Origin of the sequence: Pseudopedobacter saltans DSM 12145 (genome assembly GCF_000190735.1) — a bacterium.
Taxonomy (GTDB): Bacteria; Bacteroidota; Bacteroidia; order Sphingobacteriales; family Sphingobacteriaceae; genus Pseudopedobacter; species Pseudopedobacter saltans.
The window spans coordinates 1,629,248-1,644,779 of record NC_015177.1 but is presented as its reverse complement, the minus strand read 5'-3'; the positions used below and the strand labels follow the sequence as shown (position 1 = coordinate 1,644,779).

Annotated in this window: 14 protein-coding genes and 1 riboswitch; of the genes, 12 read left to right on the top strand and 2 right to left on the bottom strand. The window is 36.9% G+C overall.

Annotated elements, in window-relative coordinates; translation table 11 throughout:
• Window positions 1–388: 388 nt before the first annotated feature.
• The gene (locus PEDSA_RS06960) at window positions 389–1,528 is read right to left on the bottom strand and encodes a sensor histidine kinase (RefSeq protein WP_013632457.1); all 1,140 of its coding nucleotides are present in this window, start codon (window positions 1,526–1,528) and stop codon (window positions 389–391) included.
• 297 nt (window positions 1,529–1,825) lie between these two features.
• Here PEDSA_RS06960 and PEDSA_RS06955 point away from each other — a divergent pair, with 297 nt between their 5' ends.
• From PEDSA_RS06955 to PEDSA_RS06945, 3 genes are all read left to right on the top strand, one after another.
• On the top strand, window positions 1,826–2,179 hold the full coding sequence (locus PEDSA_RS06955; RefSeq protein WP_013632456.1) for a lipase secretion chaperone: 354 nt from the start codon (window positions 1,826–1,828) through the stop codon (window positions 2,177–2,179).
• A gap of 202 nt (window positions 2,180–2,381) precedes the next feature.
• Window positions 2,382–3,431, top strand: coding sequence for a 2Fe-2S iron-sulfur cluster-binding protein (locus tag PEDSA_RS06950; RefSeq protein ID WP_013632455.1), 1,050 nt, complete (start codon window positions 2,382–2,384; stop codon window positions 3,429–3,431).
• A 58-nt stretch (window positions 3,432–3,489) separates the two neighbouring features.
• Window positions 3,490–3,987 carry a DUF4251 domain-containing protein gene (locus tag PEDSA_RS06945; protein ID WP_013632454.1) on the top strand — a complete coding sequence of 166 codons (498 nt, stop codon included), beginning with the start codon at window positions 3,490–3,492 and terminating at the stop codon, window positions 3,985–3,987.
• Here PEDSA_RS06945 and PEDSA_RS06940 read toward each other — a convergent pair.
• A complete protein-coding gene (locus PEDSA_RS06940; RefSeq protein WP_013632453.1) occupies window positions 3,984–4,910 on the bottom strand; it encodes a hypothetical protein in 927 nt (308 codons plus the stop codon). The genes PEDSA_RS06945 and PEDSA_RS06940 overlap by 4 nt on opposite strands.
• Before the next feature lie 149 nt (window positions 4,911–5,059).
• Here PEDSA_RS06940 and alaS point away from each other — a divergent pair, with 149 nt between their 5' ends.
• The 9 genes from alaS (at window position 5,060) to moeB (ending at window position 15,524) form a co-directional block, all read left to right on the top strand.
• A complete protein-coding gene (alaS, locus tag PEDSA_RS06935; protein WP_041536999.1) occupies window positions 5,060–7,696 on the top strand; it encodes an alanine--tRNA ligase in 2,637 nt (878 codons plus the stop codon).
• A gap of 624 nt (window positions 7,697–8,320) precedes the next feature.
• Window positions 8,321–8,417: riboswitch (TPP riboswitch) on the top strand.
• 65 nt (window positions 8,418–8,482) lie between these two features.
• Complete coding sequence (thiS, locus tag PEDSA_RS06930) at window positions 8,483–8,689, top strand: sulfur carrier protein ThiS (RefSeq protein ID WP_013632451.1); 207 nt, start codon at window positions 8,483–8,485, stop codon at window positions 8,687–8,689.
• A 59-nt stretch (window positions 8,690–8,748) separates the two neighbouring features.
• A complete protein-coding gene (thiC, locus tag PEDSA_RS06925) occupies window positions 8,749–10,629 on the top strand; it encodes a phosphomethylpyrimidine synthase ThiC (protein ID WP_013632450.1) in 1,881 nt (626 codons plus the stop codon).
• Between the two features lie 2 nt (window positions 10,630–10,631).
• Window positions 10,632–11,219: a thiamine phosphate synthase gene (locus PEDSA_RS06920; RefSeq protein ID WP_013632449.1), complete on the top strand. Its 588-nt coding sequence runs from the start codon at window positions 10,632–10,634 to the stop codon at window positions 11,217–11,219.
• Window positions 11,216–11,965 (top strand): hydroxymethylpyrimidine/phosphomethylpyrimidine kinase, encoded by a 750-nt coding sequence (locus PEDSA_RS06915; RefSeq protein ID WP_013632448.1) that lies wholly within the window; start codon window positions 11,216–11,218, stop codon window positions 11,963–11,965. The genes PEDSA_RS06920 and PEDSA_RS06915 overlap by 4 nt, the downstream gene beginning before the upstream one ends.
• 11 nt (window positions 11,966–11,976) lie before the next feature.
• A complete protein-coding gene (locus PEDSA_RS06910; RefSeq protein WP_013632447.1) occupies window positions 11,977–12,594 on the top strand; it encodes a thiamine phosphate synthase in 618 nt (205 codons plus the stop codon).
• Between the two features lie 25 nt (window positions 12,595–12,619).
• Window positions 12,620–13,381, top strand: a complete 762-nt coding sequence (locus PEDSA_RS06905; RefSeq protein ID WP_013632446.1) for a thiazole synthase — start codon at window positions 12,620–12,622, stop codon at window positions 13,379–13,381.
• Window positions 13,374–14,483 (top strand): 2-iminoacetate synthase ThiH, encoded by a 1,110-nt coding sequence (gene thiH, locus PEDSA_RS06900; RefSeq protein WP_013632445.1) that lies wholly within the window; start codon window positions 13,374–13,376, stop codon window positions 14,481–14,483. Before PEDSA_RS06905 ends, thiH begins: the two co-directional genes overlap by 8 nt.
• Before the next feature lie 9 nt (window positions 14,484–14,492).
• Entirely contained in the window at window positions 14,493–15,524 is a 1,032-nt protein-coding gene (moeB, locus tag PEDSA_RS06895) for a HesA/MoeB/ThiF family protein (RefSeq protein WP_013632444.1), read from the top strand.
• The last annotated feature ends 8 nt before the right edge of the window (window positions 15,525–15,532 follow it).

Sequence of the window (15,532 nt, the reverse complement as noted above, 5' to 3'; positions counted from 1 at the left end):
AGTTTATTTAAAAACAGGTATTTCGTAAATCTGTTTTATATTGAGCTAGGAATATAAAAGATAGGCTCTTTGAGCTAATCCTTCTTCGTATTTCTTTTGTTTCTTTTCCGTTTCTCCTTCACTTCTCCGTACCATCCCTCTTACAAGGCTTACGATTGTCTTACGTTACTCTTACGATACAAAAGAAAATCGCAGGAAAAGTGCTGAGGGAATCTAAGTAAACCGGCAAAGCTGCTCTAGTTTTGGCTATAATCAACCCCAAAAAATTGAACCTGAACCTCCGATATAGTGAAAGACAAACGCATAATCTCTTGAATTTTTTCCTTTGCGTTGTAATAAAAAGAAAAATTACGGTAGTCTTCGATTATGTCAAGCGGAGAATCGACTGTTAAGACGCAATAGGGAGTTTTATAGTAAATGCTGTTCCTTTGTTCTCGCTGCTGAGCACAGAGATTGTTCCGCCATGTTGTTCTACAATCTTTTTCGAGATATGCAATCCCAATCCAATAGATTTTTCTCCCTGTAAGCCTGTTCTTCCTGCGGCGGAAAACTGATCAAATAAATGTTGTTGCAGGTCCTTAGGGATGCCTATTCCATAGTCTTTAATGGTGATATCAACAAAGAAATCATCCTGATTGAGTAAAATCTCTAAATTGCTGTCTTTGGGAGAAAATTTCAAACCATTACTTATCAGGTTATCAATTACACGTTCTATTTTAGAAATATTAACTTCTATATCTATGTCCTCGGTATTATTTATTAATAATATTTTTCTGGAGTTATCTATTCTCCATTTATCGATAATAGACTTAATATAAGTGAATACATTAACCTGTTGCCTCGAAATAGATTCTTCATGTTCTTTTTCTGCTTCTATTAAATCTTGTATAATTTTTTGCGCTTGAATGGCAGACTTCGTAATCAATACAACCAGATTTGGATCGTATTTCTCCGAAATCATTTCACTTAAAATTTCGATGTTACTAAGAGGATTACGTAGATCGTGTGCAACAAAGGTTAAAATCTCTTTCTTTCTGTTGTTCAGTATCTCAATCTCTTTATTTTTCTCTTCTAATTGCTTTATTTTTACAAAGTGTTGCGATTTGAAATAATAATTGTACCGTGAAAAGCAAAGTAGAACAAAGCCTAAAAACAAGCCCGCATATACATTCATTATTTTTTGATTTACAGAGATAGGAATAAAAATAATAGACAGCACAAACACGCTGGAAATAATTGCTGCTGCAGTGGCTATTTTACGGTATTCGATAACAAAAAATAAGGAGACGGTGACAATTCCAATTAAAAAGACGGTAAGCGTATTTTTTGTATTATACAAGGAAACTATATAACTAACGGAAAATGTAGTTAATAATATTGTCAGCATAAAAGCAAAAGAGAGTGTGTCTTTCTTTTTTCTTGACCAATTACTTTTATAGGCTTTTCTTGATAAAATTAAAAATGTGGTTGCAGTAGTTATTTGAATCCAGTTTAATAAAGAAAGTTCCCTGAAATTAGCCAATTGCATAACATCCCGCCAAAAAAATAAGGCAAAAATGCGATTAAATACATTGATTGCTAGTGAGCAAATGCTCAACAAGTACACGTTTTTTAGATTGGTAGAGGTACAATAGCTTCTAAAGTCCGTCGCATATTTGCGCGGAGTTTTATAAGTAAAAAGGTTAACCAAAGCGAGCGTTAAATTATGCGACTAATATACTCATATGTGTAAAACCATTGAAAGAAAAAAAAATAAAAAAAATATTAAATTCGTATTGCAGATTTAAAAAAAATAGATGAATTTGGTGTAACTATTAAATTTAAAATGAAAAGATTTTTTGTTACAGCTTCTTTAGCTATGGGACTTTTGATGTCCGCTTATGCACAGGATCAGAAACCTGCTGTTAAAATCCCTTATTATTCTCAGGAGTTCTTAGATGAGTTAAAAGCGACGCCGGAGCAGAAGGCCGCTATTAACAAATTAATGGACGATTTTAAAGCTGAGTCGAAGAAGGTTAAAGCGAATACCGCTTTATCGGAAGATGAAAAAAAGGCTGAGATTGCAAAATTAACTAAAGATCGTACAGCAGCTTATTACAAAGTGCTTAACGAAGAGCAAAATCAGTACATTAAAACAAAGAGAAAGCAATTAGCAACTGAGGCGACTCAAACTAACTAATTGTAATTAAAGGCTATTTAAATAGAGAATATCTCTTATTCTAAATAGCCTTTTTTCTTAAAGTGTCTGTTGTACTGGAAGCCATCAAAAACTTCATGTCTATTGATAAATCAATGGACTTATGAAAGTTTTATTCTTACAATAAATTTACCTCAATATTCCCTTAAATTCCTATTTTGCTGATGTCAGTTATTATTTAGAAATGCATCAGTTAAAAATTGTCGATATTATTTCTCAGCCTGGAGATAACATTACTTTTCAGCTAGTTCCGGTAAGCAGCAATTTCCCTTCTTACAAAGCAGGTCAGTTTTTATCATTGATATTTCATTTTGGGGAAAGAGAAATCAGACGGTCATATTCATTAAACAGTTCACCCGATGTGGATCAGCAATTAAGTATTACTGTTAAAAGAATAGATAATGGTGAAATATCGCGTTTCCTACATCACGAAATTAAAGTTGGGGATATACTGACTGCTCAGGACCCCAATGGTTTGTTCGTCTACGAAACCGAACCGGGTACAAAGCGAACCGTGTTTCTTTTTGCCGCAGGTGTAGGGATTACACCGTTATATGCTATTCTTAAAACAGCGTTGGTTAGGGAAAGCAAATCGAAAATAGTTCTGGTATACAGTAATAAAGCAGAGGATAATACACTTTTTATCGACGAACTAAGACAATGGCAGGCAAAGTATCCGGATCGCTTACATATTATTTGGATCTTTAGTGATAGCAAAAATTTATTGAAAGCCCGTTTGAACCGTTTCTATATCGAAGAGATTATCAGGAACGAATTGGAATTTGATAGAAGCGCGGCATTGTTTTATACCTGCGGGCCTATATTTTATATGGATTTATGTCGGATCTGCTTATTGGGAATGGGATTTCCGGCTCAAAATATAAAGAGAGAAACATTTGTATTGCCAGAAGATGAAGGCGATGATGATGACCAAACAGAAAAGGTTGTTGATACAAACACATACACGATTAAATTACATTTTCAGAGTAAAACCTATGATTTAGATATTCCCTACAACAAGCGGATTTTAGATGTAGCGCTTGAAAATAAGATTAATCTTCCTTATTCATGTCGCGCTGGAATGTGTGGTACATGTACTTCCAATTGTATAAAGGGCAATGTGAGAATGGATTATAATGAGATATTGACTGACGATGAGGTGGAAAAGGGACGGGTATTGATTTGTACTGGCCATCCGACAGAAAATGGTACGGAAATTTTTGTAGAAGGTTAATTATCAAAACATAAGGGGTGTTTCGTCGTTATTGTATATAGATTAAAATTCAAGCAATATGAAGTTTATAAAAATGCCCGTTTGTTTGGTAATAACGGTTCTGTTGGGTTCCGTTACGCTTTTTGCTCAAGTAAAGGGCGATAAGTTAAAACAGCTTATTAAGGATCAGGAATATGTTTTTGTAGCACAAAGTGCTTTAAGCCAAAGAGGAACAAATATCAATTTAACCAGTGAATATGACCTGAAGGTTGGAAAAACGCAAATTGAAAGTTATTTGCCCTTCTATGGCCGCGCATATACAGCACCCATGGATCCTACCGAAGGAGGTATAAAATTTACTTCCAAGAATTTTAAGTATAAAGAGAAATTAGGTAAAAAAGGCGGTTGGGAAATAGTTATTGTGCCAACTGATTACAAAGAAATAAATTCCATGGCACTGTCTATATCTGAAAACGGTTATGCAACTTTAAGTGTAAACAGTAATCAAAGATCCAATATATCTTTTTACGGATACATCATGCCTAAACCTGAGAAAAAAGAAAAAGGGGAAAATTAATCTTTCCCTTTCACATACACAGTTATTAATGACGCCTGGGGGATACCTAAAGTGCTCCCGGGCGTTATTTTAAGTAAATTGCTTAAATAAATATCACAGATTCCCTGTAACACCTTCTTCATGTTTTCTTTGGTATCTTCTTCATAGGTAGGAAAATCATAAACAGTAATTTTACCATAAACATCTACGATTACCCTAAAAGCATAATTGAATTTTTTATAGGCATTGGCTATTTCAATTTTGTATTCCGGATAGATATAGTCATAAGAACTGCTTTTAGTCAACGGATCAAAGGAAGAGAATTTTTCAACTGTAATGGCTTTACTTTTACTTTCCAATTTTACCGGATTCCGGGCAGCGAAAAGATAAGTCGAATCTAAAGGATGTGCATTAGCCAGAGCAATTCTTTCTCTTACAAAAGCAGTGTCTTTTGCGCTTGGTTTAGTAAGTTCCTCTTTGGTTTTATGCAATACTTTGTCCATATAATTCTCGGAATAGAATGTCATATAAACATTTGATCTTGCATCATTTTTTACCCGCAGACTTTTAACTTCCAGTCTTTGCAATACTATGCTGTCTTTGGATAACAGTTTTACTGCAAACCATTCTCTTGCGAAATTATAATAATTATCATGGTCATGGTGAAGATAGAAGCCAACTAACCTTTTAAGCTCATAGGAATAAACCTCTACAGAATCGTTGCGTTGAAATCTGAGTATCCATTGGGGCTCCTGCTGAAAGCCGATAGTATCAAAGGAAAGACCATTCTCAAATCTTCTCTTTACCTCATGAAAGGTGATTCCCTTAATAGATTCGAAGTTATGTGGGTTTTTAATTTTGCCTTCTTTTTTACTGTTTGATTGACAGGATATTATCGTTATAAATATAAATAATAAGTTTACGTATTGTAGACGGAATTTCATCAGTATATCTTCAGTTAATTGAGAAAAAACGCCACAAATTAGTTAGAAAAATATATCAAATCCTAATTTGCCAAAGAATATATCTGTTCGAATATAAAAACATAGGAAAAAATACGTTTCATATTTTATCTTTGCAAGCGATTATGAGTATGACTGCTAAAGAAATTCGTCAGGCTTTTTTAGACTTTTTCGCTTCTAAAGGCCATCAAATAGTTCCATCAGCACCAATTGTTGTTAAGAATGATCCTACATTGATGTTTACCAATGCAGGTATGAACCAGTTTAAAGACTTATTTTTAGGGGAAGCACCTATAAAATATCCTCGTGTTGCCGATACGCAAAGATGTTTACGCGTTTCGGGAAAGCATAATGATCTGGAAGAGGTAGGTATAGATACCTATCACCATACCATGTTTGAAATGCTTGGAAACTGGAGCTTTGGTGACTATTTCAAGAAGGAAGCTATAGCATGGAGCTGGGAATTGCTTACGGATGTTCTTAAATTGGATAAAGATCGTTTATATGTAACTGTTTTTGAAGGGGACGAGAAAGAGGGGTTACCAATGGATCAGGATGCTTATGATTTTTGGAAAGCATTTGTTCCTGAAAGCAGGATTTTAAAAGGAAACAAAAAAGATAATTTCTGGGAAATGGGAGATACAGGGCCTTGTGGTCCGTGTTCTGAGATCCATTTTGACAACAGGTCTGACGAGGAAAGAGCAAAAGTAGACGGTGCGACTTTGGTAAATGCTGATGATCCGCAGGTAATTGAAATATGGAATAATGTATTTATGGAGTTTAACCGTTTAAAAGACGGTTCTTTGAAAAAGCTTCCTGCGCAACATGTGGATACTGGAATGGGATTCGAGCGCCTTGTACGTGTTATCCAGGGTAAAACATCTAATTACGATTCTGATGTTTTTACACCAATCATTGACTTTATTTCTAAATCAGCCGGTATACCATACAACGCCGCTGCTACTCCTGATGATAAAGACTGGGGACAAGCGGTTGCTATGCGTGTAATGGCCGATCATATCAGAGCTATTGCTTTTGCTATTGCTGACGGACAATTGCCATCAAATAACAAAGCAGGTTATGTTATTCGTCGTATCCTGAGAAGAGCGGTTCGTTATGCATACCAGTATCTGGGCTTTAAGGAACCATTTTTAAATAAGCTGGTGCCTTTATTGGCTGCGCAGTTTAAGGGGGTTTTTGATGAATTGATATCTCAACAGGATTTTGTTCAGAAAGTAATTCTGGAAGAGGAAAACTCCTTTTTGAGAACTTTGGAAAATGGAATCAACCGTTTCGAGAAGTATATTCAGGACAACCAGGATAGGCAAATTGACGGGGCTTTCGCTTTTGAATTATATGATACTTACGGTTTTCCAATTGATCTTACCGAATTAATGGCGAGGGAGAAGGGTTTAACTGTTGATATGGCGGGTTTCGATACGGAATTACAAAAGCAGAAAGAGCGTTCGAGAGCGGCAACAGCTATAGATGCAGGGGATTGGATAACCGTGAACGAAGATGATGAAGTAGAATTTGTTGGTTATGACGAGGTAGTTGCTACTTCCAGAATTTTAAAATACAGAAAAGTTAAAGCTAAAGGTAAAGAACAATACCAGCTGGTATTAGATGTGACTCCATTTTATGCAGAAAGTGGCGGTCAGGTAGGCGATAGCGGCGTTTTGGAAAATGAAAACGAAAGTATAATAATCAATGATACCAAGAAGGAGAATGGCTTGATTATTCATTTTGCTGATGTCTTACCTCATAATTTAAATGCAACCTTTATAGCAAAAGTTAATGTTCATACCAGAAGATTGACGGAAAATAATCACTCTGCAACCCACCTGTTACATGCTGCCTTAAAAGCAGTGTTGGGGGATCACGTGAACCAGAAAGGATCTTTGGTTAATGCGGATGTACTGCGTTTTGACTTTTCTCATTTTTCTAAAGTTACAGAGCAGGAAATCGCAAAAATTGAAGCTATCGTTAACCAAAAGGTTAGAGAGAATATTCCTTTAAAGGAGGAACGCAATGTACCTTACCAAAAAGCCCTGGAAAGTGGAGTAACAGCCTTGTTTGGTGAGAAGTATGGTGACTACGTTCGCGTAATTACTTTTGATGATAGCTATTCGAAAGAGCTTTGCGGTGGTACTCACGTAAAGGCAACCGGGCAAATCGGTTACTTCAAAATTGTATCTGAAAGTGCCGTTGCTGCAGGTGTTAGAAGAATTGAAGCTATTACTGCTGATAAAGCAGAAGAATATATAAATAATCAGGCTCAACTTTTAGCGGTTTTAAAAGAGTTGTTGAAGAACCCTAAGGATCTTACAAAAAGTGTAGAATCTTTATTGGAAGAAAACAATAAACTAAAGAAAGAAATCGAAAAATCCGTGTTAGAAAAAGCTTCGGTTCTGAAAGACGTATTAAAGTCTAAAGTAACAGTAGTAAATGATGTAAATTTAATTGCGGAAGAAATAGATTTATCTAATGCTGAAGCGATTAAGAACTTAGCTTATCAACTAAAAGATATTGTAGATAACCTGTTTTTGGTCTTGGGTGCAAACATAGACGGTAAACCGAATTTGACTGTGATGATTTCCGATAATCTGGTTAAGGAAAAAGGTTTGGACGCTGGAAAAATCATCAGGGAACTTGCTAAAGAAATCAATGGTGGGGGTGGTGGACAACCGTTTTATGCAACAGCGGGAGGAAAAAATCCAGAGGGATTAAAATCTGCGTTAGAAAAGGCGATAATTTATTTAAAATAGTAATCTCTTTTGTTTTGAGATTGAAGAGGGTAGCTTTTTAGTTACCCTCTTTTTTATTTGATTATGTTATTGTTATAAAGCGGGGTATAGTAAAGGAATAGCTATAGGATAGTACAAGGTATAAGCCAGATACCGTGGAGTATATGTGGATGAAAGGTGGACTATAGGTGGATGATAGGTGGAGTTATAAAATCTTGGTTGGGGTAAAAAATAGAAAAAGGTAAAAACAAATTAAAAGACGTTTGAGGCAGGGTATTCAACATAATTCCACTTACTAATATACGCAAAAATAATGAGAAAAGGTACATGTCCCTGACGACCTGTAGATTGGATTTTTAAGTTTTTACAGGGCCTTCCGATAGAAAATTAGAGTTTCAACAAAGACGGGTTTAGGTGCTTATTTGTTCTTTATTGCAGCCTACGAGAGACCCACGGGGATTTGTTGTTATTCGGGTTTAATGATATCATATCAATATTGTGACTGATCAAGCGAGGTATTTCTGTAACCCTGTGTGAAGGCTGTGGAACAATATCTTTATTTACCAATCCAGATATTTGGCTAGATGTTTCTGTCAATGTCTTCCGAACATAATTTGTTATTCTCAAAATAATACCTAGTTTTGGAACAAACTTTAGGGGTGTCCCATATTTGTGGGCTGAGATTATACCCTCCGAACCTGATGCAGTTCATACTGCCGAAGGGAAAAGTAAGAGCTAAGCTATTAGCTCTGTTTGGCTTTTTCATATTGGCCATTCCTAAGGTTTTATAATTTAAAACCGATAGGAATGAAAATTAAGATCAATCATCAATTTCACGAAGTACCGGAACAGATTACTATTCTGCAATTGATGCAAACGTTGTTTCCCCAACAGCAATCGTTTGGAATGGCTGTAGCAGTCAATCAGGATATTATTGATAAGTCCAGCTGGGCAAATCATCAAATCCAGGAAAATGATTCTTTAACTCTTATCAAAGCTACACAGGGAGGTTGATTTCAATTCAGTAAATGAAATTCCTAACTATCCAGTAAACAAAATAAAGGCATACACATATGGAAACAACAAAGAAGGATTTGGATTTGATATCAAGAGATCCATTTCCGGCATCAGAGAAAATCTATGTAAAAGGCAAAATACACAACGTCAATGTGGCTATGCGGAGGATTTCCTTAAGCGATACCAAGATTCATAACGGATTTGGCTTAACTGAAAAAAATGAAGCTGTAACAGTATATGACACAAGTGGACCCTATACGGATCCGAATATTCAGATTGATGTAAAGAAAGGGCTTCCACGACTTAGGGAGCAATGGGTTTTGGATAGGAAAGACGTAAATCGTTTAGATGATATCAGTTCTGATTATGGGAAACTACGATTGAATGATGAAAAACTGGATCATTTACGTTTTGTGAGAAACGCCAATCCGTTAAAAGCCAAAACAGGCAATAACGTAACTCAATTACATTATGCCCGAAAAGGAATTATTACTCCGGAAATGGAATATATCGCTATCCGCGAAAACCAGCAGATAGAAATATTAAAAGATAGTTTGGGTGAGCGGTATGAAACCCTTGGGAAGCAGCATGAAGGAAATAGCTTTGGTGCATTAACACCAAAAGGCTTTATTACACCCGAATTTGTAAGACAAGAGGTTGCAGCAGGTCGGGCAGTAATTCCCGCAAATATCAATCATCCGGAAGCAGAGCCTATGATTATAGGGCGCAATTTTTTGGTGAAAATCAACGCCAATATCGGAAATTCGGCGGTTACGTCTTCAATTGAAGAAGAAGTAGAAAAAGCAGTGTGGGCATGCCGATGGGGAGCGGATACAATTATGGATTTGTCTACCGGGAAAAATATCCATGAAACCCGTGAATGGATTATCAGGAATTCGCCAGTGCCTATTGGAACGGTTCCGATTTACCAGGCTCTGGAAAAAGTGAATGGTAAAGCTGAGGACTTGACCTGGGAAATATTCAGAGATACGCTGATTGAGCAGGCTGAGCAAGGCGTCGATTATTTTACCATCCATGCGGGAGTTTTGTTACGATATATTCCATTGACAGCTAAACGAATAACAGGTATTGTCTCAAGAGGAGGTTCTATTATGGCAAAGTGGTGCCTGGCGCATCATAAAGAGAATTTTCTGTACACAAATTTCGAGGAGATATGCGAGATCATGAAAGCTTATGATGTTTCTTTCTCTCTGGGCGACGGGCTGAGACCCGGTTGTTTAGCTGATGCCAATGATGCTGCACAATTTGCTGAACTGGAAACTTTGGGAGGGTTAACTAAAATTGCATGGGAACATGACGTTCAAACAATTATAGAAGGACCAGGGCATGTTCCTATGCACATGATTAAAGAGAATATGGAGAAGCAATTGCAATATTGTGAAGAAGCTCCTTTCTATACTTTAGGGCCATTAACCACGGATATCGCCCCCGGTTATGATCATATCACTTCGGCAATAGGTGCAGCGATGATTGGATGGTACGGAACTGCCATGTTGTGTTATGTGACTCCTAAAGAACATTTGGGGTTACCAAATAAAAAAGATGTTAAAGATGGGGTGATTACCTATAAGATAGCTGCACATGCCGCAGATCTGGCTAAGGGACATCCAGGAGCACAATATAGAGATAATGCCTTAAGTAAAGCTAGGTTTGAGTTTAGATGGGAAGATCAGTTTAACCTTTCTCTCGACCCCGACACAGCAAGGGAATTTCACGATGAGACTTTACCTGCAGATGGAGCTAAAATTGCCCATTTCTGTTCTATGTGCGGCCCAAATTTCTGCTCAATGAAAATAACACAGGATGTACGTACTTATGCAAAAGAGCAGGGGTTAGAAGACAACGAAGCCTTGGAAGCGGGAATGGCGGAGAAATCGGAGCAGTTTAAAGACAAGGGAAGCGAAATCTATTTGTAGGTATGAAAATTATCGTCATTTCTTCTCCGGAATTATTTACAGGTGAATCGGATATAGTGAATGCCCTTTTTGACGAGGGATTGGAATTATTTCATTTTCGTAAACCTGGACTTCAGCAAAATAAGGTTGGAGCCTTTTTTGAAAAGATTAGGCCGCAATATTTATCTCGTATAGTTCTGCATGAGCAACATGAGCTTGCGGTGCATTTTGAGATAAAGAGATTGCATTTTCCTGAGAAGAACAGACGTGTGTTGTGTCGTGAAACGCTTTTAAAACTAAAAGCAGACGGGTTTACATTAAGCTCTTCTTTGCATCAATTGAAAGACATAGAAGAAATCGCAACCTTTCATTATGCCTTATTTGGTCCGGTGTTTAATAGTATTTCTAAACCGGACTATTTAACTGAATTTAATTATAGTAGATCTTTAAATAATGTTATTAACCAATTTAATATTATAGGATTAGGAGGATTAAGTAGCTGTAATTATAAGACACTGGAGCAGTATGGATTTAAGGGAGCTGCATTTCTGGGCTATATATGGCAGGAACCTAAACAAGCCCTTAACGCATTTAAAAATTTATGGAAATGACCGAAGATAAAAGGCCACATGTTTTAGTGATTTCGGGCTTTGACCCGAGTGCCGGAGCAGGGATATTAGCTGATGTGAAAACATTAGAAGCGTTAAAAGTATACGCTTTTGGTATTGTTAGCGCTTTAACACATCAGGATCATGAAAAGATATACTCCATCTCCTGGATTTCTTTAAATGAGATTATAGAAAATATTGATATCCTGTTAAATAAATATGATATATCTGTATGTAAAATTGGGATTGTAGAGTCAACAGAGGTTCTTTGCCAAATTATAAAGCAACTCAAAAAAAGGGATCCGACGATCAGACTTATTGTCGATCCGGTTATTAAAAGTTCTTCAGGTTTTCGGTTCCAAGACGATATGCCGAAGCAAAAATGGCAAAGCATATTATCGGAACTTTATTTACTCACTCCAAATAATAATGAAATGAGATGGTTGAGTGGCAATGAGGATACTGAAGAGGCAGCTGAGCTCTGGTCGGTATATGGAAATATTTTATTGAAAGGAGGACATAATGAAAAGCATTTTGGTATCGATCTGTTATTTGAAAAAAAGATAAAAACCCCAATACTTAACTCCAATAAGCAGCTTTGGGAGAAACATGGGTCTGGCTGTATACTGTCTTCTGCTATAGCGGCTTATGTTGCTTTAGGTTTAGATTTAGTTGATGCATGTAAGCAAGGAAAAAAATATGTGGAGAAAGCGTTAAGTAGTAATTCTACTTTGTTGGCTTACCATTAGAAAATGGGAATATGATTTCAAAAATTCAATATATATCACAACCAGATAGTAGAGGCTCTCACATCACAAATGTCCAGAAAGCTTTGGATGCTGGCTGTACCTGGATACAACTACGTATCAAAAACAAACCTCTGGACTGGGTTTATCGCGAAGCTGAGAGTGCTAAAGTTTTATGTAAATCTTATCAATCCAGACTTATCATTAATGATTTTATTCAGTTGGCAAAGGATTTAGATAGTGATGGTGTGCATCTGGGACTTCAGGACGGAAGTGTTACTGTGGCAAGAGAGATTTTAGGTTGGGATAAAATAATTGGTGGTACAGCCAATACTTTTGACGATGTGGTAAAGCGTAGCGGGGAACAGGTTGATTATATTGGCTTGGGGCCTTATGCATTCACACAAACTAAAGAAAAATTGAGCCCCATTCTTGGTCTTTTGAGTTATGAACAGATTCTTGCTCAAATGAAAGTATCAGGTATTAATATTCCAATCATAGCGATAGGTGGTATTCAAATTAAAGATATGAGGGCTTTAAGCAAGCTTGGTATTTATGGCTTTGCCATTTCCGGCTTATTAAACTCACTTTCTAATCCTGAGGATATATTCGGTATGCTGTTGAAACAGTGAAAGAAATCAATTTTAAATAGATAAAATGAAAATAGCAGATAAGGAATTTCAATCGAGGTTATTTATCGGAACGGGTAAATACAGTTCTAATGAACAAATGGAGGCTTCTATTAGAGCTTCGGGCTCTGAACTGGCAACAGTGGCTTTAAAGAGGGTCGATATGCATTCGAAGGAAGATGATATATTGCGGCATTTGAAGCATCCGAGGATTAATTTGCTACCTAATACATCGGGTGTTCGGAATGCAAAAGAAGCAGTTTTTGCAGCAGAACTGGCCAGGCAAGCGTTGGAAACCGATTGGGTGAAACTGGAAATCCATCCGGATCCTAAATATCTTATGCCAGACCCTATAGAAACCCTCTTAGCAACAGAAGCATTGGCGAAAATGGGATTTGTCGTATTACCTTACATCCATGCTGATCCGGTATTGTGTAAACGATTGGAAGAGGTCGGGACAGCCGCAGTAATGCCTTTGGGGGCGCCAATCGGTAGTAATAAAGGCTTAAAGACTTTCGATTTTCTGGAAATTATTATTGCGCAAAGCAAGGTTCCTGTAATTGTTGACGCTGGAATTGGAGCTCCGTCTGATGCCGCAAAGGCAATGGAAATGGGGGCAGATGCTGTTCTGGTGAACACCGCCATTGCAGTTTCCGCGGATCCGGTAAAAATGGCTGAAGCTTTTAAACTGGCAGTAATTAGCGGTCGGATGGCTTATGAAGCTAAATTGAGTAAACTCAGCGATTTTGCAGTAGCAAGTAGTCCCTTAACTTCTTTTTTAGATGAATAGCTTTAAAGATTGTTTTGAACAATATAAATGGAGCGAAGTAAAGGAATCTATTTACGGAAAGACAAAAATAGAAGTAGAAGAGGCTTTACACAAATCCGTTCGTAGTCTGGAAGATTTTAAGGCACTTATTTCACCGGCAGCTTCGTCTTATCTGGAGCCTATGGCTAAGTTGAGTCAGAACTTGACGCAAAAGCGCTTTGGTAAGACTATACAGATGTATATTCCGCTTTATCTTTCTAATGAGTGTAATAACATATGCACTTATTGCGGTTTTAGCCTGGATAATAAAATAAAACGCAAAACATTGTCTCCTATAGAACTGATGCAGGAAGTAAGTGTTATCAAGAAAATGGGCTATAATCATGTTTTGCTGGTAAGTGGTGAAGCGAATTTAACGGTAGGTGTTGAGTACTTTAAACAAGCCCTGAAACTGGTTCGTCCACATTTTTCTCATATCTCTATGGAGGTGCAGCCATTGGATCAGCAAGACTATGAGGAACTGATTCCTTTAGGGCTGAATACAGTTTTGGTTTATCAGGAAACTTATCATCAGGAGGACTATAAAAAACACCATCCTAAAGGTAAGAAGTCGAATTTCCTTTATCGCCTTGAAACGCCTGATAGATTGGGAAGAGCTAATATCCATAAAATGGGACTGGGTGTATTGATAGGTTTGGAAGACTGGCGCACCGATAACTTTTTTACGGCATTGCATGTAGATTATCTGGAAAAAACTTATTGGCAAACAAAATACAGTCTGTCTTTTCCAAGACTGAGACCTTTTAGCGGGGGTCTGGAGCCTAAAGTAGAAATGTCTGACAGGGAATTGGTACAGTTAATCTGCGCCTACAGAATTTTTAATGAAGAAGTTGAGCTATCGATTTCTACAAGGGAGTCGGAGAATTTCAGGAACCATATATTTCAATTGGGAATTACGTCTATGAGTGCCGGGTCGAAGACTAATCCGGGCGGATATTATTGTGCAATGGAATCTTTGGAACAGTTTGAAATTTCCGATGAAAGGTCTCCAAAGCAAATAGCAGAGGTTATTACAAGTAAAGGTTACGAGCCGGTGTGGAAAGATTGGGATAGTTTTATGTAAACAAATGAAATGAACAGGAAAGAGTTGGAACGTTATTCCAGACAAATTATACTTGATGAATTTGGTTTGGAGGGACAACAGAAGTTAAAAGCTGCTAAAGTTTTATTTATTGGCGCAGGTGGTTTAGGTTGTCCGGCTATGCAATATTTGGTAGCAGCGGGTATAGGTGAAATAGGCATCGTAGATTTTGACCATGTGTCTTTATCTAATTTGCATCGCCAAATACTTTTTACTAGCGATGATATAAATAAATTGAAAGCTGAAGTTGCTGCTGAAAAGTTGAAGGTACTGAATCCTCATACAAGTTTTAAAGTTTATACGTTTAAAGTTATAGAGGAAAACATTGCTGACATAATTGGTGGATATGACCTGGTAGTAGATGGATCAGACAATTTTAAAACCCGTTATTTAATTAATGATGCTTGTGTTGCTTTGGGTAAAACCTGGGTATTTGGATCTTTATTTAAATACGAAGGACAGCTTTCTGTTTTTAATTATCAGCAGGGGCCAACTTACAGAGATTTATATCCCGAATTGCCAGAGGAAGGAGCTATGCCTAATTGTTCTGAAATTGGAGTTATAGGTGTTTTACCCGGCATTATTGGAAATTTGATGGCTAATGAGGTTATCAAGATAGTTTCTGGAAAAGGTGAGGTTTTGACCGGTAAGTTATTAGTCTATAATGCAATGGTTACACAGTTTGATGTTTTTTCATTTGGAAAAAAACTTCTAAAAAATATAAATTTGCCTTCCAAAAAAAATCAAATAGTGGAAATAGATAAGAAGGAAATAGAGAAATCAAACCACCCATATTATCTGATTGATGTTAGGGAGGAGTGGGAGTTTGAAGATTTTAATAAGGGAGGTATCAATATACCTTTAAGTCATATTCCCGAAAAACTTGACAGTTTATCTGGTATCAATAACATTGTTTGTTGTTGTAGTTACGGCGGTAAAAGCAGGATTGCGGCTAAGTTGATTAAGGATAAATTTCCTGAAAAAATAGTATATAATATTAAGGATGGTATAGAGGAGAACTAATGATAGTT

What these genes read in the sequence shown, in the direction of transcription:
- PEDSA_RS06950 (WP_013632455.1), top strand. Translation starts at nt 2,382, where the DNA reads ATGCATCAGTTAAAAATTGTCGATATTATTTCTCAGCCTGGAGATAAC.
- thiH (WP_013632445.1), top strand. Translation starts at nt 13,374, where the DNA reads ATGAATAGCTTTAAAGATTGTTTTGAACAATATAAATGGAGCGAAGTA.
- PEDSA_RS06910 (WP_013632447.1), top strand. Translation starts at nt 11,977, where the DNA reads ATGATTTCAAAAATTCAATATATATCACAACCAGATAGTAGAGGCTCT.
- PEDSA_RS06905 (WP_013632446.1), top strand. Translation starts at nt 12,620, where the DNA reads ATGAAAATAGCAGATAAGGAATTTCAATCGAGGTTATTTATCGGAACG.
- moeB (WP_013632444.1), top strand. Translation starts at nt 14,493, where the DNA reads ATGAACAGGAAAGAGTTGGAACGTTATTCCAGACAAATTATACTTGAT.
- PEDSA_RS06915 (WP_013632448.1), top strand. Translation starts at nt 11,216, where the DNA reads ATGACCGAAGATAAAAGGCCACATGTTTTAGTGATTTCGGGCTTTGAC.
- alaS (WP_041536999.1), top strand. Translation starts at nt 5,060, where the DNA reads ATGACTGCTAAAGAAATTCGTCAGGCTTTTTTAGACTTTTTCGCTTCT.
- PEDSA_RS06955 (WP_013632456.1), top strand. Translation starts at nt 1,826, where the DNA reads ATGAAAAGATTTTTTGTTACAGCTTCTTTAGCTATGGGACTTTTGATG.
- PEDSA_RS06945 (WP_013632454.1), top strand. Translation starts at nt 3,490, where the DNA reads ATGAAGTTTATAAAAATGCCCGTTTGTTTGGTAATAACGGTTCTGTTG.
- PEDSA_RS06940 (WP_013632453.1), bottom strand. Translation starts at nt 4,910, where the DNA reads ATGAAATTCCGTCTACAATACGTAAACTTATTATTTATATTTATAACG.
- PEDSA_RS06960 (WP_013632457.1), bottom strand. Translation starts at nt 1,528, where the DNA reads ATGCAATTGGCTAATTTCAGGGAACTTTCTTTATTAAACTGGATTCAA.
- PEDSA_RS06920 (WP_013632449.1), top strand. Translation starts at nt 10,632, where the DNA reads ATGAAAATTATCGTCATTTCTTCTCCGGAATTATTTACAGGTGAATCG.
- thiC (WP_013632450.1), top strand. Translation starts at nt 8,749, where the DNA reads ATGGAAACAACAAAGAAGGATTTGGATTTGATATCAAGAGATCCATTT.
- thiS (WP_013632451.1), top strand. Translation starts at nt 8,483, where the DNA reads ATGAAAATTAAGATCAATCATCAATTTCACGAAGTACCGGAACAGATT.